The organism is Clostridium tetani (assembly GCF_900167265.1).
GTDB classification, from domain to species: domain Bacteria; phylum Bacillota; class Clostridia; order Clostridiales; family Clostridiaceae; genus Clostridium_G; species Clostridium_G tetani.
The window spans coordinates 19,880-42,636 of sequence record NZ_FUWT01000021.1 but is presented as its reverse complement, the minus strand read 5'-3'; the positions used below and the strand labels follow the sequence as shown (position 1 = coordinate 42,636).

Below are 22,757 nucleotides of genomic sequence, written 5' to 3'. Positions count from 1 at the left end.
TCTCCTAATATCAATTATTCTTTATTTAATTATACACAAAAGTACCCTACGGGATAGACTTTTTTTAGAGTGTCTATTCTATAGGGTACATTTTATAAATGAAAGAAGATAGACTTTTTTCTTATGAAAATTATGAAAGAATCATAAATGTTTAATGTTGGTAATAGTATAAAATACAGTTATAATAATAAAGAAGGTGATGGAAAATGATTAATAAAATTTACCCAAACATTTATAGACAAGAAATAACCCTACCTAATAATCCTTTAAAGGTATTAAATAGTTATATAATTACTTCTGAAAATAAGAATTTAATTATTGATACAGGCTTTAACAGGAAAGAATGTAGTGAAATTTTCATGGAAAATATTAAAAAACTTAACATTGATCTTTCAAAGACGGAATTATTTATAACTCATTTACATTCTGATCATTCAGGTCTTGCAGCAGAGCTTAGCAAAGAAGTGCAAAAGGTATATGCAAGTAGTTATGATGGGGAAGTAATTAATAATATGACAAGCAAGGAGTATTGGAACAGACTAGAGGAATTTAAAAAAGTTTTTGATTTAGAAAAGGATAATGTATCTTTAAAAGATCATCCAGGATATAAGTTTTCATCAAAGGAAATTATTAATTTTGATGAAGTTAAACAAGGTGACATTATTAATGTAGGAGAATATTCTTTTGAAGTTATGGAAATCCCAGGACATACACCAGGACAAGTTGGATTATATGAAAAAGAACATAAATTATTATTCTGTGGAGATCATATATTGGATAGAATAACTCCAAACATAGCTTTTTGGACCTATGAAAAAGACATGTTATCCATTTATTTTGAAAGTTTAAAGAAGATATATAAATATGATATAGAAAAAATATTTACAGCACATAGGGGACCGGTTGAAGATTATAGAAAAAGAATAAAAGAGCTCTTTAAACACCATGAGAAAAGACTTAATGAAGTAAGAAGTATTATAAAAAACTATAAATATTCAGTTAGAGATACAGCATCTAAGATGGATTGGGAATTAAGATATGATGATTGGGAAGAATTTCCCAATGCTCAAAAATGGTTTGCTACAGAAGAAGCCATGTCTCATTTAGAGTACTTATTTTTTAATGGGGAAGCCTCAAAAAGTATGAAAGATGGTATTTTATATTATAAACTTCAGGATTAAGGGATAGTCCAAAGAAAAGATTGATTAAAAATCAAATTTAATGTAAAATGATAGAGGAAGACTAGGTTTTTTACCTAGCAATTAGGACTTAGGAAAAATCCTAAGTCCTTTTATATAATAAATAATAATTTAATAATGTAATACATTAGTTAAAAAAATGTTAATAATATAATGTACAATAATATGATATAACTATTATTAGGATAAATATAATAAATATTTCTATTTAAAAATCAATTAATTTATTATAAAATGTATGTAGTATATGTGAAAGGAAAGGAATAATATGGTAAAAAATAGGAAGATAAGAAAGAAAAAGAAGAAATTTTCATTTAAAATATTTGCATGTTTTTTATTATTTGAAATTGTATTTACTGCAGCCAGTGCTCCTTTTTTAATTTACTATGGTCCTTTTAAAAATTTAAGAAAAAATTTAGTAGGGGCAGCTATGAGTACATTAAGTCATCAATATATAGCTACGGCATTTCTTTCAGATAAAAAAATCAAAGAAATTTTACAAGAAGATGTTGTAGAAGTTTTAGAACAAGGAAATTCAATAAAAGATGTACAATTTAATAATAAACATGATAAAAATATTGAAAGATACGATATAGATGGTGGCAAATTTAAAGGATATATGTTAGTTGTTCATGATGCTAGTAGGGTAAAAGTTGGACATAGTAGTAAAATTCCAAAGTCAGGAGAATTAACAAGCAAGATAGCAAAAGATAATAAAGCTATAGCAGCTATAAATGGTGGAGGGTTTACAGATAAAAATGACGATGGAAATTGGACAGGTACTGGAGGACAACCAGTAGGAATACTAATGAGTAATGGTGAACTCGTACATAATGATATTAAAGACTTAAATAAAAAAGAAGATGTAATGGCCATTACTTCAAAGGGAGTTTTGCTAGTTGGAAAGTATAGTTTAAATGAAATGGAAGATTTGGATGTAAAAGAAGCTATAACCTTTGGTCCAGCATTAGTTGTTAATGGACAACCTACTATTAAGTCAGGTAATGGTGGACAGGGTCCTGCGCCAAGAACAGCTATAGGGCAAAGAAAAGATGGGTCTATTCTTTTATTAGTTGTAGATGGAAGACAGTTTAGAAGTATCGGTGCTACATTAAAAGATATACAGGATATTATGTTGGAATATGGAGCTTATAATGCAACAAACTTAGATGGGGGATCTTCTGCAACAATGTATTATGATGGTGAGGTAATTAATAATCCTTGTGATCCATTAGGTGAAAGATCAATACCTTCAGTTGTATATGTTGAACAATAAGGGAGAGTAACAATGAAAAGATTTAAAAAAGTATTTGCATGGATAATATTATCCTTAATAGTTCAGAGTTCTATGTATTTTTATATAGATAAATATTATTTAACTAATAATACTAAATTAAAAGCCACTAAGGTTGAGAAAAAGAATAATGATGAAAAACCAGATTTAGAAATAAAATTACCTGATAATGCTAAGAATATTAATATGTCTTTTGATGGTAAATATGCTGCATACTATGATGGTGATATTTTGAAAGTATTAGATACTAAAACTAATGAGGAAAGAGATATAGCCTTCGATGAAGGTACAGATTTATCCTATTATAAATGGTTATCTGATAGAAATAGAATGTTGATTGCAGAAAAACACAAAAGTGAAAATGGAGGATATAGATTTAAATTATCATACTATGACGTAGATAAAGATACCAAAGAAGAATTTAAGGATCTAACTTGGGGAGACGAAGGCTCCATTGTGGAGGATATTCAAGAGTCTACAATAACAAATGTAATGTATGTAAAAGTTTCTAGAGGCGGAGGAAATAGTAGGTTATATTGGATCAATATAATGGCAGAAATGAAAAGAGTGCCTACTAAAGTTCAAATGATAGGAGATATAGCTTTAATTTATCATGAAGATAAACTTTTATATGAAAGTATGACCTATAATAAAATATATGTTACTAACAAAGAAGGAACAATAGATATAGAAGGAGTAGAAAAACCTAAATTACTAGGAGTAGATATAGACGATAATGTATATATAGGTAAAAAAGAAAATGATAAAATATCAAAAGTTTATTATGGGAATTTAGAAACTCCTACAAATCAGTGGAGGTCAGTTCCTTTTGATCAGCCTATAGAAGAAAAAGATGTTCATATAACAAAAGAAGGTAAAGTTTTAATAAATGATAATCTAAACGGAATAGTTAAAGATGTGGCAACAGGTAAGGAAACTAAATATAAAGGTAAATTTCTTCAAATATACGAAGGTGGAGTTTCTTCTATAAGTGAAAATAAATTAATAAAAACTAAATTTAATTAGTTATAAACTCACTGTAAGTAATTTGCAGTGAGTTTTTAACTAATATAATAAAAATTAAAGAAGGTGATTGTTTTGACAGGAAAGTTATTAGCAAAGATTTTAATTATACCAGCAATTTTAATAGGATTTACATTTCATGAATTTGCCCATGCTATAGTTGCCGATAGGTTAGGAGATAAAACACCAAAATTTCAAGGAAGACTATCTTTAAATCCAATAGTTCATATTGATCCCATAGGATTTATTATGATATTATTAGTTGGATTTGGATGGGCTAAACCAGTACAAGTGAACCCATCGGCCTTTAAAAATTATTATAAGGATGATTTAAAAGTTTCCATAGCAGGACCTATATCCAATTTACTTATAGCTTTTATATTTGGTGGAATTATGTTTCTTATGGGGAAATTTACTCCTGTATATGGAGGGCAAGTGTTTGGTATATTATATTTAATAGTGGATTTTACCATAAGTATTAATTGCATGTTAGCTTTTTTTAATTTGATGCCATTACCAGGTTTAGATGGGTTTCATATATTAAGAGATTTATTTCCAAGGAAATTTTATAAGTATGGAGAGCAAATATATAGATATCAGATGTTCATACTCATGATTTTTATATTGACACCATTATCTAACTATTTAGTTTGGAAACCTGCTAACGTGACCTATGGATTAATACTTAGACTATTCAATATTATCTAGTAGGAAATAGCTAATAGTCATTCACTAAGTAGAGGAGGATTTTATGCGACTTAGAAAAAAGTGGTGGGCTAGACCAGAAATGGAGGCTTCATCTTTAGTAATAACAAATCCAAAAGAATATAAAGGAAAATGGATGGAAGAATTTAAAAACAATAATAGTATTCATTTAGAATTAGGATGTGGAAGAGGAGGATTTATGCAAGAAAAAGCTCTTAAAAATCCTAATATAAACTATGTGGCGGTAGACTTAAAAGATGAAATTTTAATTTATGTATTAAGAAAACTGAAAGAAAAAGAAATAGAAAATGTAAGGATTGTACCTTTAAATATAGCTTTTATAAGTGAAGTATTTGAAAAGGATGAGATAGAAAAGATATATATAAATTTTTGTAACCCATGGCCTAAATTAAGACATAATAAAAGAAGACTTACTCATAATAAATTTTTAGATGAATATAAAAAATTTTTGAAGGGTCAAGGTGAAATATGGTTTAAAACAGATGACATAGGATTGTTTGAAGATTCCCAAGAATATTTTAAAGAAAGTGGATTTTCCATAGAATATATAACCTATGATTTACATAAATCAGATTTTAAAGACAATATAATGACAGAATATGAAACTAAGTTTACATCTATGGGAATGAAAACTATGTTTTTAATAGCAAAATTAAAATAACCAATAAATAAAGTTTTGAACCCCGAAATCCATATTATAGCTAAAGTGCAGCTTCCAGATATGGATTTTTGGGAGTAATATCAGCAAAATAGATATATAGGCGGTAAAGAAGCAGATAATAAACATTTAGGAGGATTTTTATGAATAAGAAAATATACTCAGTTTTAATTGTGCTATTTTTAATTGTTTCCATGGCACTAATTTATTTTGTGATGCCTGTTTTCTCAGTGAAATTTTATTCTTTCTATATTGTTTTTATAATAAATTCAATACTAATAAGCATTATTTTAAGTTTGAAGAAAAACAAAGATAAAGACAAAGCTAATTTTAAAATTTTTTTAATTCCAACTGCATTAATAGGATTATTTATTTTAATGTTTATAATTAGTTTACCAATATTTAGAGCTAATAGCTATAAAGGATTATTGCCAACGCCTAAATATGAGGAGTTTTCAAAGAATATAAATCCAATTGATATAAAAGAGATTCCAACAGTGAATCAAAGATATGCGGAATTATTAGCAGATAAAAAATTAGGAGAAGAAACTTCTTTAGGTAGTAAGGTAGAACTTGGTACTTTAACTTTGCAAAATGTTAACGGTAAGCTTTATTATGTTGCTCCTTTAGTACATTCTGGTTTTATGAAATGGCTTTTAAATGATAGCACACCAGGGTATATAACAGTATCTGCAACCAATGATAAGGATGTAAAGTTAGTAACAAAATTAAATGGAAAAGATATAAAAATAAAATATCAGCCAAAGGCTTTCTTAAATGATGATTTAAAAAGACATATATACTTAAAAGGAACAATAAATAAAGGTATAACAGATTTAACTTTCGAATTAGATGATAAAGGAAATCCATATTTTACAGCTACCATATATGAAAATAAAATAGGTTTATCAGGGCAGAAAGCAGTAGGGACAGCCATAGTTAACCCAGAAACAGGAGAGGTTAAAAAGTATACTGTAGAAAACACTCCTAAATGGGTAGATAGAATACAACCTGAGCCTCTTGTAGAAAATAATTTGAAAAAATGGGGAAAATACATTAAAGGATTCTTTAATTTTTCAGGTCAAGACAAGCTAAAAACTACAGAGGGTACAGGAGTAATATATAACAATGGGAAATGTTATTATTACACAGGATTAACTTCTATAGGTAAAGATGAATCTAGTATTGGTTTTGCTTTAATAGACACAAGAACTCAACAAACAAGAATATTTAAAATAGCAGGAGCTACAGAAACAGCCTCTATGAAATCAGCAGAAGGTAAAGTGCAAAATCTAGGATATACATCTACTTTTCCTATATTAATAAATGTGGATAATATACCTACTTATTTTACAACTTTAAATGATAAAAATGACCTAACAAAAATGTTTGCTATGATTTCTGTAACAGATTATAATATCATAGGAACAGGAGAAAATATTACAGAATGTAAATCAAACTATATTAAAAACCTAGCAAGTAAAGGGAATTTAATAAATGTAGGTTCTACAGGAAAGGAAGAAAATATAACAGACACTATAGAAAGAATAAATTCCTATGTAGTAGGTAATTCTACAATATATACATTTGTATTAAAAAGTCATAAAGATAAAATATTTAATGCTGGAATATCTATTTCCGACGAATTACCTATAACTAAAGAAGGGGACAAGGTAAATATAAGATATGTAGATACAAAGCAGGATATTATTAATATAACTAGCTTTGATAATATAGAATTTAGTCAACAAAGTGATAAATAAAATATTAAAACAACAAGAAAGTGGCATTTTAAAATTTAAACTGCCACTTTTAATTTTCTCTTAGATTATTTACTAAATCATTATATATGGATCTTACACCCTTATGCCAATTTTTATCTTCAGCGTATTTTCGATTTATCCATTGAAAGGGGTCTTCACCCTGTGGTCTATCTTCGCATAAGTTTATCACTGTCCTACAGGCTATTTTTGAGGAATCAACAATATCTGTATTATATTCCATCCAACTATGAAAAACGTTAAAGGGATTGTTGGCAATTTTTTTAGAGGACTTGTCCGTTTTAGGTACAAAACTTTGTTCTTGTCCAGTTATAGCAAATAAAATTAAAGGATTTAAGTTAAATTCTTTTGCAGAATTAATAATAGAAGAAAAATAAGGTTCTTCTGATAAAAGAGAATTTCTATTTATTAAAAAAGTTTTAAGTTTTTCATTATCTATTTCTATATACTTAAAATAACTAGGAAGACTAGTAGAATTATTATTTTCAATTTTAGATATTAATAAATCATAATTAATAGTAGCTACATTTTCTACTTTATTAGAGAAAACATAAGAAGATACTTTTTTATAGCTATGGGTTAAAATTAGAATAAAGAATGTACATATAAAAAATAATATTAATTTATTATGGCGAAGCTTGAACACATTTTTTCTATTATTATTTTTAATAATGGAATTCTGCCAAATAGAAATCTCTTCACTAGAAACTATATCTTTAAATATATCTGATGTAATAGTATTATATATATCAAAATAAGAGATATTATCTTTATTATTGAATATAGTGTTTTTTAATAAAGATATTTTTATTTGTTTTTTATTACAATTTTTAATACCTATAAGGTGTTCTTCCAAAATGGAATGGATAGTTTCTGAAAGAATATTGGCTTTTTCTTTAGGGGTTTTTTCTAAGTGTTCTATATTTATAGTATGTCTGATTTTTAGAATTTCTTCTTTAGTTATTATTTTTTTATTGTTAAAATTTTTTCTATTGTTTACATACATTAAATCACCCTTTAATTAATTAACAATTGATGTTTAGCAACGCTAAACGAGTTTTCCATAGTGCAACTATCTGCCTTACATAATAAAATTAAAGACTTTCTGACGATAGGAAGAAAATTTTCATTAATTATTCATTGTCCATTATTAGTTATTCACTATTTAAAGGTTATCGTAAAAAGCATTAAATACTTTAATTTTGAAAATAAAAAGAGCCCGTATTAATAAATACAAGCCCCTTATATAGTTAATTTTATTTAGCGTTTTTAGCAGCTTCCAATACTTTTTCAAAATTAGGTTGATTTCCTATTTCACTTACATATTCTACATAAACTATGTTATCATCACTATCTATTACAAATACAGCTCTTGCAAGAAGACCTAGTTCTTTAACGTAAGTTCCATAATTTTTACCAAAGATTCTATCTTTAAAATCTGATAGTGTAGTTAAATTATCTATTCCGTTATCACCACACCATCTAACCTGTGCAAAAGGTAAATCCATGGAAATAGTATATATAGTTACATTTGGAATAGCACTTGCTTCTTTATTAAAAGTTTTTGTTTCTAAATCGCATACTGGAGTATCTAAAGACGGAATAGCTGAGATTATCCTTACTCCTTTTGTATCCTTAAATGAAAAATCCTCCATATTATTATTTACTACAGTAAAATCAGGCGCTTTATCACCTATTTTTAATTCATTACCTACAAGGGTAACAGAGTTTCCTTTAAATGTTACGTTCATAATATTGCCTCCTCAAATTAAAATTTATATTAGCTAATAATTATTATCTTTTATTTTTATATGTATATATTACCATATAAAAATAACAAAATCAAATTATCTTTGAAAAATATTCAAAGAGTTAATAATTGTGTATAATTATAGTGTCTACAATTTAAAAGGAGTGTATACATATGAAGAATAAATTTTTAAATGGAAAAGTAGCATTAATAACAGGAGCTTCTAGAGGTATTGGAAGAGGAATTGCAATTGAATTAGCAGATAAGGGAGCTTGTGTTATTGTAAATTATAGAAAAGATTTAAAAGGAGCAGAAGAAACAAAAAAGACAATAGAAGAAAGAGGTGGATATTGTAGAATAATTAAATGTGATGTAAGTTCATATGAAGATACTAAACTAATGATTGAAAAGATAATTAGAGATTTTGGGAAAATAGACATTCTTATAAATAATGCTGGTATATCCAAGATTGGATTGTTTATAGATATGGAGGAAGAGGATTGGGATAATATAATAAATACAAATTTAAAGGGTGTTTTTAATTGTTCTAGAAATGTTCTACCTTATATGATTGGTGAAAAAAATGGAGTTATAATAAATATATCTTCTATGTGGGGAAGCGTTGGAGCTTCTTGCGAGGTAATTTATTCCGCTTCAAAGGGAGGAGTAGATTCCTTTACTAAAGCTTTAGCAAAAGAAGTAGGGCCATCCAACATAAGAGTAAATGCAATTTCACCAGGAGTTATAAACACTTCAATGAATGAGTGGATGAGTTGTGAGGAAAAGGATAGCTTAAAAGATGAAATTCCATTATGTAGATTTGGTGAATGTGAAGATATAGGTAAGGCTGTAGTATTTTTATGTAGCGATAACGCAAAGTACATAACAGGTCAAATCTTAACAATAGACGGTGGGATGATATAAGCAATCAAATAACATATTGAACTCTAGTTTAGAAAATCTGATCTAAGCTAGAGTTATCTTAATATATATCTATATTTTCAAATAATTTTACAGATTTATTGATTAAATAATACATAAATAATAAAAATACACATACTTTCAATGGTGCTATATTGTTCAATTTTGAAATTGAATCGGATAAAAAAGATGGCTTTACAAGAAAAAATATAAATATAAGTGAAAAATAAAATAACATTATATATAAATTATATAGAAATATGATTATTGTGAATACAAAATTAGATAATATCATTAACGAAAATAAATCTTTTATGTTTAAAGTAAAAACTATTAAATCAGTATTTATATAATGCATTAAATTAGATAAAATATATAAGAAAGCTATAATAAATATATAATTTATATTAAAAAATATAAATTTACTTAAAATTATTTCCTTTCTTGTAACAGGTAAACTATTTATAGTAGAGTTAGATTCATTTAAAGATGAAATGGATAATATAATATTAAAAAATAAAATCATACTATAGTAAATAAATTTGTTAAGTGAAGCATTTCCCAAAAATAATTTCACACCTGTAGGCAGAAAAAATAGTACAATATATAATAAATGTTTTTTAGTTAGGTATAAATCTTTTAAAAGCATATTTTTCAAGGTTGCAACCTCCTGTCATGTTTTATAAATCTTTATCTTCAAATAATTTAATGGATGAATATATGGATAAGAAGATAAATAATAAAAAGAAACATAATCCCAAAGGACTTATTGAGTTTAAATTTGGAATTAAATTAGATAAAGAATAGAATCTTGAAACCATAATAAAAAATAAAAGAAAAATTGAAAAATTGAAGAATATAGGCTCTAGATAGTATAGTGGTATAAGTGTTCCAAATATAATATTTGCTAATAATATTAACGAAAACATATCTTTAATGCTAAAAATTATAAGTGTGGAATTGGCATTTATATAATTTATAAAATGACAAATTGTCCATGTAAAACCTATAACAGAAATAGAAATAATATTTAATACTATATATTTACTTATAATTATTTCCTTTCGAGTTATGGGTAAACTAATTAAAATGAAGCTGGATTTTTCTATGGAACAAATTGATAGCATGAGAATTGAAAGTACTATAATTTTATAATAATAAAATATATCCAAATCATTATTATGAAATAATCTTATAAATATTATAGGTATATGAATTAATATTAGAAATAATATTTGCTTTTTAATCAGATATAAGTCTCTTAAAATTATATTTTTCATATCTATCCACCTTTATTTAAAGTCTTTATTTTTTACTATAAACATGCATATTAAAATAGATAAAACTGTTAAACATAAAATAATAATTAGATATTTAAAATAATTATAGAAATTAAAACTTAAAAAATATTTTGAAAGCTTTATTGAGAGCATACCACCTATATACATTAAAAAAAATGAAATTACATTAATTATTTTTCTGAAAATAAAATATAGAATGAAGTGAATAAAACACCATGTTAATGCTATTAATGTGGTTAAACAAAAATAATTTATAGATATAAAAATAGCATTAGATACATTTGTTCCCGAAAATACTATTATTGAAAATAATAAAAAATAATATAAAAATACTAATATTGATGACAAATATTTAGAAATAATAATTATTTTTTTATCTATTGGCATACTTAAGAATAATTTAATTGAATCATTTCTGTCTTCTTTTGAATTCATGGAAATGTTGCAAATAAGGGAGGGAATCAATACAAGTATAGCAAAAGTTATATGAAAAGCTGATGTTTCAAAGATTCCACCAACCATAAAAAATAGCAGCATTGAACATACAAGCATTTCTGGTAATATAAGCTTAAAATTTTTTAATATAAGTGTCTTCAAGAAAGCCACCTCCTTATTATTCTATATCCATATTTTCAAACAATCTAATAGATGAATGCATAGATGAATACATAATTAATAAAAATAGAACTATACTAATAGGATTTAAAAAGTTTAACTTTGGGATTAAATAAGTGCTTATTGGATTTAATGAAAAAAATAGTGGAAGTAGTGCCAAAAGCAAGATATTAATATTATTTATTGAATAATATAAAGGTATAGTTATTGCACATATTATATTAGACAAAAATATAAAGGAAAGTATATCTTTTAAGCTTAAATTTATAGTACATAAATTAGAAAATTTAAAATAAGTTATATAGTTGATTAAAATTATAGAAAAAGCTATAAAGATAATAAGTAAGCTTAATATTATATACTTACTTATAATTATTTCTTTTCTAGTTATAGGCAAGCTATTAATAATAAAGCTACCTTTAATTTTATCATCGTTATATATAAGTCTTATTGATATTGCAATGGATAAAGCTAAAGGAATAAAATAGCCAAGGGCTTCAATACCATTATTTAAGATTAATGCTATAATTAAATAAATAGGAATTGCAAATATCCATCTTTTCATTATATATAAATCTTTTAAAATAAGATTTTTCACAAAAATCACCTCTTAACTATTTTTGGAGGTAAATACCATGATGTCATCTAAGGAAGCTTTATCTATTATAATAGAATCTCCAAATAAGTTTTGTATTTTGTTAACATCATCTGTTAAAGCTTCAAATCCAAAGGCATTTTCTTTTATTCCTATAAATTCATTCTTTAAATTATTGGTTAATAGATTTTTGTCACCTTTAACTAAGGCATAACTATCCATTATTTCTTCCCTACTTTTAGAAAAAACTATATTTCCTTTATTTATATAAGTTATATAATCAGCAATTCTTTCAAGATCAGTAGTTATATGAGTAGAAAAGAATACACTTTTATTTTCATTTTGCATTAATTCTAATAAAATATCTAAGATTTCCCTTCTAAACACAGGATCTAATCCCGAAGTTGGTTCATCCATTATAATTAAATCTGCATTATGAGAAAGGGCTATAGCCAGTGAAAATTTTATTTTCATACCCTTAGAAAGGGTTTTAATTTTTTTATCTGTATTCTTTAAATCAAATCTTTCTAAATAATTTTGAAAAGTTTCTTCATCCCAATACTTATAAAAAGGGGCTATTATTTTTTTCATTTCCTCCATAGTGAAGTTCTCATAATAATAGTTTTCATCATAAACAAAACCTATTTTTTCTTTTATTTCTTTTTCAAATTTTATATGATCTTTTCCAAATATTTTTATTTCACCTTCATCTTTTTTCAAAAGATTCATTATAAGTTTTATGGTAGTGCTTTTACCAGAACCATTTGGGCCAATAAATCCCATGATATACCCCCTAGGAAGGGAAAAGTTTATATTATTTAAGCAAAAACTTTTTTTATAATTTGACCAATCTGTAAACTCTTTTTTTAAATTAATAACTTCCAAAATATTGTCCATGATATACTCCCCTTAATAAATTATTTTTATCATTTCCATAATTTCTTGCAAACTTAAGTTCATAAGTTTACAATCATTAATTACCTCTGTTAATTTTTTTTCTATAATACTAAGTCGTCGTTCTCTTAAAAGTTCTTTGTTTTGGCTTGCTACAAAGGAACCTCTACCAGGTGTTGTTTCTATAAAACCTTCTTTTTCAAGTTCATCATAAGCTCTTTTAGTAGTAATAACGCTTATAGATAATTCTTTAGCAAGGTTTCTTATTGAAGGTAAAATTTCACCTTCCTTTAGCTTATTTGATAATATTAAGTTTTTAATTTGAGTTGCAATTTGCTCATAAATAGGTTCTTTTGAAGAATTTGATATGATTATTTTCATTTTTAAAATCCCCTTGTGTATATACTGTGCATATCGTATATATACAGTATATACAAAAAGGAATATATTGTCAACGGATTAAGAAAATATTAAGAATAAAATTAGTAAATTATTATAAATTTATGATATTATAAAGGTTATAGGGAGTATGAATGAGGAGTTGAAAAGTAGTGAATAAAAATACTATCATTGTAGTAGATGATGAAAAAGAAATAAGGGACTTAATATGTATATATTTAGAAAATGAAGGCTATAGAGTAATTAAAGCAGAAAATGGTATAAAAGCATTAGAATTATTAGAGAAAGAAAAGGTAGATTTAATAATACTTGATATAATGATGCCAAATATGGATGGAATTGAAGCATGTACTAAAATTAGAGAAGAAAAAAACATGCCTATAATAATGTTATCAGCTAAAACAGAAGATATGGATAAAATATGGGGACTTACTGCAGGAGCAGATGACTATATGACAAAACCATTTAACCCTTTAGAACTTATAGCAAGGGTAAAATCTCAATTAAGAAGATATAAAAAGTTTAATGTTCAAAATGGTTATATTAATGATGATATAATAGAAATAGATGAACTTACAATTAATACCGCAACCCACGAGGTTCAGGTTGGAGAAAAAAAAGTTAGACTTACTCCTAGAGAGTTTGATATATTAGAATTACTAGCTAGAAATAAAGGAATAGTATTTAGTATAGAAAAAATATATGAAAGAGTTTGGAAAGAAGAGTTTTTTAAATCAGATAATACAGTTATGGTACACATAAGAAAACTAAGAGAAAAGATAGAGGAAAATCCTAGAAAACCTAAGTATGTAAAGACTGTATGGGGTGTAGGCTATAAGGTAGAAAAGTTATAAAATTAAAGAGGTAAATATGATAAGAAAATTGATAAAATTTATATGGAGAGTTATTACCAAACCTTTTAGATATATATTTGGTAAAATAGGTATTAGATTAAAAAGATTATATAATAAATTATATATAATCTATGAAAATTTAATGGAAAAAATAAATAAAAATATAAGATTTCAATTAATAGTAACTTTTGGAGTGTGTCTATTTCTTTCATTTATACTTTTTACTATGTTAAGTTCATATTTTTCTAGTAAAAATGTTCAAACTACTATAGATTATAATGAGGATATAAAAAGAATATCTGAAAATGCTTTCAGAATTGGAGAAACTTTAGATAAAGGTAAATTGTCTTCAAAAGATGATGAAAAAATAAATCAATTAATAGATCAAAATTATGGAGAAAGATATAAAATATTAATAACAGACTTAAAAGGAAATATTATTTATAAAACCAAGAATACTTATGAAACCCAAGTTGATATATATACAGTTATAAAAAATGCTATGGCAATTGGAGAAAGAAATAGATATGAAGAATTAAATACCAACAAAGAAGTTGTGACTTTTTATCCTATAGAATTTACAGATGTAAGAGGATATGTAATAGTCAAAGCTTACCCAGAAGGAATAGTAAAAACCCATAGATATACTGATGGTGGAAAACCTTTTTTATCATTGGTAATATCAATAATGTTCTTTTTAGGGCTATTTTTTTATTTAACTGGTAAGAAGGTTCACTATATACAAGAAATTGCTGATGCCGTTAAAGAAGTTGCTAATGGGAATTTGAAATATAGGGTACAAAGAAAGGGAAATGATGAGATTTCCAATTTAGCAGACAATATAAATAATATGACAAATGAATTAAACAAGAGAATAGAAAAGGAAAGAGAAATAGAAAAGACGAAAAGTGAACTTATTACTAATGTGTCTCATGATCTAAGAACACCTTTAACATCAATACTTGGGTATTTAAACTTAATAAAGGATGGAAAATATAGTGGCGAAGAAGAAATGTTAGAGTTTATACAAATAGCTTACAATAAATCTGAAAAACTTAGAGTGTTGATTGATGAATTATTTGAATATACAAGACTATCTAGTGATGGGATTAAAATAAGTAAAGTAGAAATAGCACTAGATGAACTTATAGAACAACTTGTGGAAGAATTTATACCTGTATTTTTAGAAAATAAAATAGAGATTAAAAGAAATATAGAATCTAACATTAAGATAGATGCAGATGGAGATAAATTGGTAAGGGTTTTTGAGAATTTATTTATGAATGCAGTAAGGTATAGTTATAAACCAGGATTAATAAAAATAAACTTGATTAATGAATATGGATATGCTAAATTTTCTATAACCAATAAGGGGAAAAGTTTAAGAAAAGATGAGGTAGACAAATTATTTGATAGATTTTATAGAGTAGAAAAATCTAGATCTGAAACCACAGGAGGAACTGGCTTAGGTCTTGCCATATCTAAAAGTATAGTTTCACTTCATCATGGAGAAATATGGGGCAGTTGCCAAGGGGAAGAAATAACATTTTATGTTAAATTAAAAATAAGTGAAGGCAATTAAAATAAAGTAATGTAGGGGGATGATTAAAATAGAACAAATTAATTTAGAAAAAAGTAAAGGAAGAGCAGTGGCATTTATGCTATTATCCTCTTTTTGTTTTGCCGTTATGGCAGCTTTAGTAAAATTATCTGGAGATGTTCCATCTATAGAAAAAGCTTTTTTTAGGAACTTTGTAAGTTTAATAGTATCAATATATATAATTTTAAAAAATAAACAAAAACCTTGGGGGAAAAAAGAAAATAGAAAATACCTCATATTAAGAGGAATTATGGGAACAGCAGGACTGGTATGTTATTTTTATTGCATAGATAATATGATATTAGCGGATTCCTCTATGCTAAATAAAATGCATCCTTTTTTCACTATAATATTTGCAGTTATATTTTTAAAGGAAGATATATCTTTGATTCAAATTTTTTCTTTAATATTATCTTTTTTAGGAGCATTATTTATAATAAAGCCTAAATTTGATATGAGTGTTATACCAGCACTAATAGGTGTAGTTTCAGCGGTTTTCGCAGGAGCGGCATATACTCTTGTAAGACATTTAGGAGATAAAGAGAAAAGTTATACTATAGTTTTTTATTTTTCATTAATATCTGTAATTTCAATATTACCTTTCATGATATTAACATATAAACCTCTAAATTTATTTCAATTTATAGCATTATTAATGGCGGGGATATTTGCATCAATAGCTCAATATTCATTAACCTATGCATATAAAATTGTAGCAGCTTCTGAAATATCCATATATAATTATACAAATGTTATTTTTTCTCAAATAATAGCCTTTATTATTTGGAAAGAGTTACCGGACATATATAGTTTTATAGGATACGTGTTAATAATAGGTTCTTCTTATATTACTTATAAATATATGAAGAAAAGAAACTAAATAAAAATTTTGTGAAGCAAAATTTTTATTAATGAATAAGGAATAATGAATATTGAACAATTATGGATATTTTTTCTCCATTGACATTACGAAAAAATTTTAATTTTATAAAGACTTGATGTTTAGCTTTGCTAAACGAACTAATTTATAGATTAACTATATATCTTATTTAATAAAATTAAAGATTTTCTGACGAAAGGAAGAAAGTCCACCTAAATTATTCATTGTTCATTGTTAGTTGTTCATTAAAAAAAGCTGCGTCTCAGTTTTTTAAAACTGAGACGCAATTTTTTTATTTTTCAACAACTATTCCTGCTTGCACAAGCTTAACTCCATTTTCAATACTATCCCCTACTGGGCAAGTTTTCTCTATAAATTGTGCAAATTTGTTCAATTCTTCTTCGGAAGAATTGCTCTTGAAATGCATTTTATATCTAATTTCTGAATATCCAGGTCTTACATCAGATAATCCTAAGAAACCATCAGCATCAAAATCTCCTTCTAAGTCAACCCAGAAATCTTCAAGGTCTATTCCATTTTGTTCAGCAAAGGCAAAGGCAACAATAGTTTGGCATGCTCCAAGAGCACATAAAACTAATTCCATAGGATTCATTCCCTTATCTGTTCCGCCTAATTCTTCAGGCTCATCTAATAAAACTTTAAATCCTCTTGAAGTTGAATTTACTTGAAGGCCTTCAGGTAATTTTTTAGTAGTAGCTTTTAAAGTTTGTAACATTATAAAATCACTCCTTAAATTTCCATACTAATAATTGCTATTACAATTATTAGTATAGCAATTAATAATAAAAAAAACAATATAGAAGATAAATAATATTTTAAGTTATCATATATTATTTGCAAGAGATTGCATTAATATAATGTTTTCTGCCAAATAATAAAAAAGAATGTCTTAAAAGACACTCTTTGTATAATAGAATATTACAATTATTTATTGTCAGACTTTAATTCGTCTAAACATCCTTGACACACATTCTTACTTTTATAATGAACTACATCTTTTGCATTTCCACAAAATATACATGATGGGTTATATTTTTTTAGTATTATATGTTCTCCATCCACAAATATTTCAAGAGAATCTTTTATTTCAATATCAAGATTTCTTCTCAATTCTATTGGAATTACTATTCTTCCTAACTCATCTACTTTTCTTACTATTCCTGTTGATTTCATGTGTATTTACCTCCTTTATACAAAATTCGACTTTATTTAATTAAATAATAGCAAAAATAACATAAAAAGTCAACTATTTTTTTTCATAGATTAAGATAAACTTAACAACTTATTATACTTAATAAAATATTATAGAAGGATTAATTTATAAATTAATTACCAATAATAGATATATGCTATAATTATATAACATTAGAATTATAAGGAGGAATTAAATTTTATGTTAGAAATCGGAAAGATATATAATGGTTTTAAACTCATAGAAAAATCAAGATTAGAAGAAATAAATTCGGAAGCATTAGTATTTCAGCATGTAAAAACGGAAGCGAAGCTATTAAAACTTATAAATGAAGATGATAACAAAGTATTTGCTATATCATTTAGAACTCCACCAGAGGATAGTACAGGGGTGGCACACATATTAGAACATTCAGTTTTATGTGGATCTAGAAAGTTTCCATTAAAGGAACCCTTTGTGGAACTTATTAAAGGTTCTTTAAATACTTTTTTAAATGCAATGACATTTCCAGATAAAACCATGTATCCTATAGCTAGTAGAAATAAACAAGATTTCTTTAATTTGATGGACGTATATTTAGATGCAGTATTCTATCCTAATATATATGAACAACCTGAAATATTTATGCAGGAAGGCTGGCATTATGAAATAGAGAATAAAAATGAAGATATAGAATATAAAGGGGTAGTATATAATGAAATGAAAGGAGCTTTTTCTTCACCAGAGTCCATTTTATCAAGAAAAATAATGGAAACATTATATCCGGATACAGCTTATGGCGTAGAATCTGGAGGGGATCCTGATTATATACCAGAATTAACCTATAGTAAATTTATAGAATTTCATAAAAGATATTATCATCCATCTAATAGTTATATATATTTATATGGAGATGGAGATACCTTAGAAGAATTAAAATTTATAGAAGAAAATTATTTGAAAGATTTTTCAAAGCTAAAAATAGATTCTACTATAGAAGAACAAAAACCTTTTGATAGTATGAAAGAGATAAAAGTTGAATATCCTATATTACCAGATGAAAAAGAAGAAGATAAAACATTTTTAAGCTTAAATTTATCTATAGAAAAATCTACAAATAAAGAGCTTTATTTAGCTTTTGATATATTAGAACATCTTCTGTTAGAAACACAAGCAGCACCATTAAAGAGAGCATTAATACAATCAGGTATAGGTAAAGATGTATTTGGAAGCTATGAAAATAGTATATTACAACCTTTCTTTAGCATAATAGTAAAAAATTCTAATGCAGATAAAAAAGAAGAGTTTAAAAATGTAGTAATGAATACTTTAAAGAACTTAGTTAAAGATGGAATAGATAAAAAATTAGTTGAGGCTTCTATCAATATAAAAGAATTTGGATTAAGAGAGGCTGATTTTGGTGGTTATCCAACAGGACTTATATATGGTATAAAGTGTATGGATAGTTGGTTATATGATAAGGAGCCTTTAATGCATTTAAGATATGAAGAACAATTAAATAAAATAAAAACAAATGCTTTAAATAATAATTACTTTGAAAATTTAATAGAAAAGTATTTATTAAATAATTCTCATAGTTCTCTATTAATAGTTTCACCAGCAAAAGGAATTGCAGAAAAGAAAAATGAAAAAATAAGAGAAGATCTAAAAAACTATAAAGAAAGTCTATCAGAGCAGGATTTAGATAATATTATAAAAGAAACTAAACTTTTAAAAGAAAGACAAATAACTCAAGATAGTGAAGAGAATTTAAAGAAAATACCTTTACTATCTATAGAAGATATAGATAAAGATACAGAGAAGCTTCCAATAGAAGTTAGAGAAGAAAAAGATATAAAAGTATTAAAGCATAATATATTTACTAATAAAATAGCATATGTAAATTTGTATTTTAATATTTGCAATGTTCCTCAAGAGTTTATACCTTATGCTGGACTTTTATCTGGAATAATAGGAAAAGTTGATACTAAAAACTATAGTTATGAAGAGCTTTCAAAGGAAATAAATATCTATACAGGTGGAATAAGCTCTTCAGTGGACATATATTCAAACAGCAAGAAAGTAGATAAATTTATACCTATGTTTAAGGTGAGATCTAAATCTATGATTGATAAATTACCAAAACTTTTTGAGCTTTTAAAAGAAGAACTAATGCATAGTATATTTAAGGATCATAATAGAATTAAAGAATTAATATCTGAAATGAAATCTAGAATAGAAATGATTATATTCGACAAAGGACATTTAATAGCTGCTGGTAGAGTAGGTTCATATTTTTCAGCTGCAACAGATTATTCTGAAAAAGTATCAGGTTTAAAATTGTATAATTTTATCTGTGAATTAGAAAGAGACTTTAATGGAAATGAAATAGAGAATAAACTTAAAGAACTATGTAAGATTATATTTAATAAAGAAAATTTAACTGTGAGTGTAACCATGGAAGAAGAAGATTATGAAGAATTTAAAAAGAACTTTGATATATTATATAATGAACTAGGAAATAACAAAATGATAAATTGTAACTATGAATTTAAAGAACAACAGCTAAATGAGGGATTGATGACATCTGGTAAAGTTCAATATAATGCAAAGGGATATAATTTTAAAAAATTAGGATATGAGTATTCAGGTGCAATGAGGGTATTAAAATCTATAGTAAGTTATGATTATCTGTGGAATAAAGTTAGAGTACAAGGTGGAGCTTACGGATGTTTTGGGGTCTTCAATAGAAATGGAAATATGTTTTTTACATCTTATAGGGATCCAGCATTAAAAAATACTTTATCTGCATATGATGGAATGAAAAATTATATAGAAAATTTTTCAGGAGATGAAAGAGAAATAACTAAATATATAATAGGAACTATAAGTGATATAGATACACCCCTAACTCCATCAATGAAGGGAGAAAAAGCGGCAGCGGGTTATTTTAGTGATATAAGTTATGAGGATTTACAAAAAGAAAGAGAAGAGATATTAGATGTAAAAATAGAGGATATAAGGACACTTTCAAAGTTAGTTGACGATTGTATGAAGAAAAACTATATTTGTGTACTTGGAAGTGAAGAAAAGATAAGAGAAAACAAAGAAATGTTTAATAACACTCTAAATGTTTTCGAATGATGTGAGTCTTATGTTGAGTATTGGAAGCACTATCTTTTTAAAAGATAGTGCTTTTAAAAAGAAATATTAATCTAAATTTTGAGAAAAATTTAACAATTATATTGAAACAAGTCACCACATTTGTTAATATAATCTTAGATATGGGTAAAATTTTAAAGGGGGATAAATTTTATGAAATTTAAATTTAAAAAGACATTAGTTTTTTTTATGTTACTTATTTTTTCCTTTAGTATTTTAGGATGCAGTAAGGGTACTTCAGGTTCAGAGAAAAAATTTAAAGCAGGCAAATATACAGCTGAAGCAAAAGGACATAATGCTCCACTAAAAGTAGAAGTAGAAGTGGACGACTCATCAATTAAGGAAATAAAAATATTGGAACACAAAGAAACGCCGGGTATAAGTGATGCTGCATTAAAAGATATACCTAAAGGTATAGTAGAAGCACAAACCCTTGCGGTAGACACTATTTCAGGAGCTACTATAACAAGTAATGCAGTTATAGTAGCTATTACTGAAGCTTTAAAACAGGCAGGTGGAAATATAGATGAATTAAAGAAAAAAAGCAAAGATGAAGATGTAAAAAAAGAACAGGTTACTAAAGAAACCGATGTTATAGTTGTTGGAGCAGGTGGAGCTGGTATGTCAGCAGCGGTAGCAGCAGCTGAAAAAGGAGCTAAAGTAATAGTTCTTGAAAAAATGCCCATGATTGGTGGAAACACCATAAGATCAGGAGGAGCTTATAATGCTGTAGATGTTGAAAGACAAAAGGCTCAAGGAATAGAAGACTCTATAGATAAACATTATACTCAAACCTATGAAGGTGGAGACAAAAAAGGAGAATCCAAATTAGTAAAAATTCTTGTGGAAAATTCATTAGAGGGTAAGAAGTGGTTAGAATCCTATGATATGAAGTTTAATGATAAAATAGGATCTGTTGTAGGATCATTATGGCCAAGAACTCATCAAGCCTCTGACCCAGCTGGAATAGGATATATGAATGCTTTAAAAAAAGCGGCAGATAAACATAAAGTTGAAATACTGTTAAATACAAAAGCTACAGAATTAATAATGAATAATGGAAAAGTTGTAGGGGTTAAAGCAGAAGGAGAAAAGAATTTATACGAAATAAAGAGTAAAAAAGCTGTTGTAATGGCATCTGGAGGATTTGCAGCTAATGTGGAGATGAGAACAAAATATGTTCCAAACTTAACTAAAGATATGAAAACCACAAATCACCCTGGAGCAACAGGAGATGGAATAGTTATGGGAGAAAAGGTAGGAGCAGATTTAGTTGGAATGGAATATATTCAACTTCTTCCTATGGCTATAGAGCTTACGGGACCTACAATAAATGTTGAAAATTCAATATTTATAAATAAAGAAGGAAATAGATTTATAAATGAAGATAATAGAAGAGATAAATTATGTGAAGCTATATTAAAACAAAAAGACGGTCAATATTATATGATAAATGATTCTCAAATTGTAAAAGAAACTAATGAATTAGGAGATAAAATTTCTGAATTAATAGAAAAAGGAGTAGTTAAAAAAGCAGATAATTTAGATGAACTTGCAAAAGCGATAGGAGTACCTGTTGAAAATTTAAAAAAATCAGTAGAAGAATTTAATAAAGCAGTAGATAAAAAGAGTGATGCTTTTGGAAGAGGAGTATGGAAAAATAAAATAGAAAAAGGACCTTTTTATGCTACACTAAGATATCCAGCAGTACATCATACTATGGGTGGATTAAAAATAAATGAAAAAACCCAAGTTTTAGATAAATCAGGAAAAGTAATCCCAGGATTCTATGCAGCAGGAGAAATTACTGGTGGTATACATGGTGGAAATAGATTAGGTGGAAACGCATTACCAGATACAATTGTTTTTGGTAAAATAGCAGGGGAAAATGCAGCCAACGAAAAATAATTTAA

The 22,757-nt window shown here is 26.4% G+C and carries 22 protein-coding genes; 12 read left to right on the top strand and 10 right to left on the bottom strand.

From position 1 onward, the window contains the following. The first annotated feature begins 206 nt into the window (after window positions 1-206). The 6 genes from B5D21_RS12730 to B5D21_RS12705 all read left to right on the top strand — a co-directional run bounded on the left by B5D21_RS12730 (window position 207) and on the right by B5D21_RS12705 (window position 6,663). Window positions 207-1,181 carry an MBL fold metallo-hydrolase gene (locus B5D21_RS12730; RefSeq protein WP_011099052.1) on the top strand — a complete coding sequence of 325 codons (975 nt, stop codon included), beginning with the start codon at window positions 207-209 and terminating at the stop codon, window positions 1,179-1,181. A 286-nt stretch (window positions 1,182-1,467) separates the two neighbouring features. Then, on the top strand, window positions 1,468-2,475 hold the full coding sequence (locus B5D21_RS12725; RefSeq protein ID WP_011099053.1) for a phosphodiester glycosidase family protein: 1,008 nt from the start codon (window positions 1,468-1,470) through the stop codon (window positions 2,473-2,475). Window positions 2,476-2,487: 12 nt separating this feature from the next. Then, the gene (locus B5D21_RS12720; protein WP_011099054.1) at window positions 2,488-3,519 is read left to right on the top strand and encodes a hypothetical protein; all 1,032 of its coding nucleotides are present in this window, start codon (window positions 2,488-2,490) and stop codon (window positions 3,517-3,519) included. Window positions 3,520-3,585: 66 nt separating this feature from the next. After that, window positions 3,586-4,224, top strand: a complete 639-nt coding sequence (locus B5D21_RS12715) for a site-2 protease family protein (protein WP_035110536.1) — start codon at window positions 3,586-3,588, stop codon at window positions 4,222-4,224. Window positions 4,225-4,267: 43 nt separating this feature from the next. Further along, on the top strand, window positions 4,268-4,903 hold the full coding sequence (trmB, locus tag B5D21_RS12710) for a tRNA (guanosine(46)-N7)-methyltransferase TrmB (protein WP_011099056.1): 636 nt from the start codon (window positions 4,268-4,270) through the stop codon (window positions 4,901-4,903). Window positions 4,904-5,043: 140 nt separating this feature from the next. Then, on the top strand, window positions 5,044-6,663 hold the full coding sequence (locus B5D21_RS12705) for a hypothetical protein (protein WP_011099057.1): 1,620 nt from the start codon (window positions 5,044-5,046) through the stop codon (window positions 6,661-6,663). 49 nt (window positions 6,664-6,712) lie between these two features. On the opposite strand, the gene B5D21_RS12700 is transcribed toward B5D21_RS12705, so the two are convergent. Further along, window positions 6,713-7,687, bottom strand: coding sequence for a hypothetical protein (locus B5D21_RS12700; protein ID WP_011099058.1), 975 nt, complete (start codon window positions 7,685-7,687; stop codon window positions 6,713-6,715). 250 nt (window positions 7,688-7,937) lie between these two features. Then, complete coding sequence (gene tpx, locus B5D21_RS12695) at window positions 7,938-8,432, bottom strand: thiol peroxidase (RefSeq protein ID WP_011099059.1); 495 nt, start codon at window positions 8,430-8,432, stop codon at window positions 7,938-7,940. A 173-nt stretch (window positions 8,433-8,605) separates the two neighbouring features. Here tpx and ymfI point away from each other — a divergent pair, with 173 nt between their 5' ends. Further along, window positions 8,606-9,355, top strand: a complete 750-nt coding sequence (gene ymfI / locus B5D21_RS12690; protein ID WP_011099060.1) for an elongation factor P 5-aminopentanone reductase — start codon at window positions 8,606-8,608, stop codon at window positions 9,353-9,355. Between the two features lie 58 nt (window positions 9,356-9,413). On the opposite strand, the gene B5D21_RS14510 is transcribed toward ymfI, so the two are convergent. Genes B5D21_RS14510 through B5D21_RS12660 form a run of 6 tightly spaced genes read right to left on the bottom strand, consistent with a single transcriptional unit; the run spans window position 9,414 to window position 13,138 of the window. Beyond that, a complete protein-coding gene (locus B5D21_RS14510; RefSeq protein ID WP_242651285.1) occupies window positions 9,414-10,001 on the bottom strand; it encodes an ABC-2 transporter permease in 588 nt (195 codons plus the stop codon). A 31-nt stretch (window positions 10,002-10,032) separates the two neighbouring features. After that, window positions 10,033-10,632 (bottom strand): ABC-2 transporter permease, encoded by a 600-nt coding sequence (locus tag B5D21_RS14505; protein ID WP_011099062.1) that lies wholly within the window; start codon window positions 10,630-10,632, stop codon window positions 10,033-10,035. A 12-nt stretch (window positions 10,633-10,644) separates the two neighbouring features. Next, window positions 10,645-11,250: an ABC-2 transporter permease gene (locus B5D21_RS12675; RefSeq protein WP_035124750.1), complete on the bottom strand. Its 606-nt coding sequence runs from the start codon at window positions 11,248-11,250 to the stop codon at window positions 10,645-10,647. A gap of 16 nt (window positions 11,251-11,266) precedes the next feature. Continuing rightward, a complete protein-coding gene (locus B5D21_RS12670; RefSeq protein WP_035127877.1) occupies window positions 11,267-11,866 on the bottom strand; it encodes an ABC-2 transporter permease in 600 nt (199 codons plus the stop codon). A 12-nt stretch (window positions 11,867-11,878) separates the two neighbouring features. Next, on the bottom strand, window positions 11,879-12,760 hold the full coding sequence (locus tag B5D21_RS12665) for an ABC transporter ATP-binding protein (RefSeq protein WP_011099065.1): 882 nt from the start codon (window positions 12,758-12,760) through the stop codon (window positions 11,879-11,881). A 12-nt stretch (window positions 12,761-12,772) separates the two neighbouring features. Beyond that, entirely contained in the window at window positions 12,773-13,138 is a 366-nt protein-coding gene (locus B5D21_RS12660) for a GntR family transcriptional regulator (RefSeq protein WP_011099066.1), read from the bottom strand. A gap of 170 nt (window positions 13,139-13,308) precedes the next feature. Between B5D21_RS12660 and B5D21_RS12655 the strand changes: the two genes are divergently transcribed. Genes B5D21_RS12655 through B5D21_RS12645 form a run of 3 tightly spaced genes read left to right on the top strand, consistent with a single transcriptional unit; the run spans window position 13,309 to window position 16,490 of the window. Further along, window positions 13,309-14,010, top strand: a complete 702-nt coding sequence (locus B5D21_RS12655) for a response regulator transcription factor (protein ID WP_011099067.1) — start codon at window positions 13,309-13,311, stop codon at window positions 14,008-14,010. 16 nt (window positions 14,011-14,026) lie between these two features. After that, complete coding sequence (locus B5D21_RS12650) at window positions 14,027-15,592, top strand: HAMP domain-containing sensor histidine kinase (protein WP_011099068.1); 1,566 nt, start codon at window positions 14,027-14,029, stop codon at window positions 15,590-15,592. Window positions 15,593-15,611: 19 nt separating this feature from the next. Beyond that, the gene (locus tag B5D21_RS12645) at window positions 15,612-16,490 is read left to right on the top strand and encodes a DMT family transporter (protein ID WP_011099069.1); all 879 of its coding nucleotides are present in this window, start codon (window positions 15,612-15,614) and stop codon (window positions 16,488-16,490) included. A 292-nt stretch (window positions 16,491-16,782) separates the two neighbouring features. On the opposite strand, the gene B5D21_RS12640 is transcribed toward B5D21_RS12645, so the two are convergent. Together B5D21_RS12640 and B5D21_RS12635 are read right to left on the bottom strand one after the other, a co-directional pair. After that, window positions 16,783-17,226: an OsmC family protein gene (locus tag B5D21_RS12640; RefSeq protein WP_011099071.1), complete on the bottom strand. Its 444-nt coding sequence runs from the start codon at window positions 17,224-17,226 to the stop codon at window positions 16,783-16,785. A 209-nt stretch (window positions 17,227-17,435) separates the two neighbouring features. Further along, the gene (locus B5D21_RS12635) at window positions 17,436-17,684 is read right to left on the bottom strand and encodes an AbrB/MazE/SpoVT family DNA-binding domain-containing protein (RefSeq protein ID WP_023437649.1); all 249 of its coding nucleotides are present in this window, start codon (window positions 17,682-17,684) and stop codon (window positions 17,436-17,438) included. A gap of 220 nt (window positions 17,685-17,904) precedes the next feature. On the opposite strand from B5D21_RS12635, the gene B5D21_RS12630 reads away from it, so the two are divergent. Then, window positions 17,905-20,826: an insulinase family protein gene (locus B5D21_RS12630; protein ID WP_011099072.1), complete on the top strand. Its 2,922-nt coding sequence runs from the start codon at window positions 17,905-17,907 to the stop codon at window positions 20,824-20,826. Window positions 20,827-20,997: 171 nt separating this feature from the next. Then, complete coding sequence (locus B5D21_RS12625) at window positions 20,998-22,752, top strand: flavocytochrome c (RefSeq protein ID WP_011099073.1); 1,755 nt, start codon at window positions 20,998-21,000, stop codon at window positions 22,750-22,752. The last annotated feature ends 5 nt before the right edge of the window (window positions 22,753-22,757 follow it).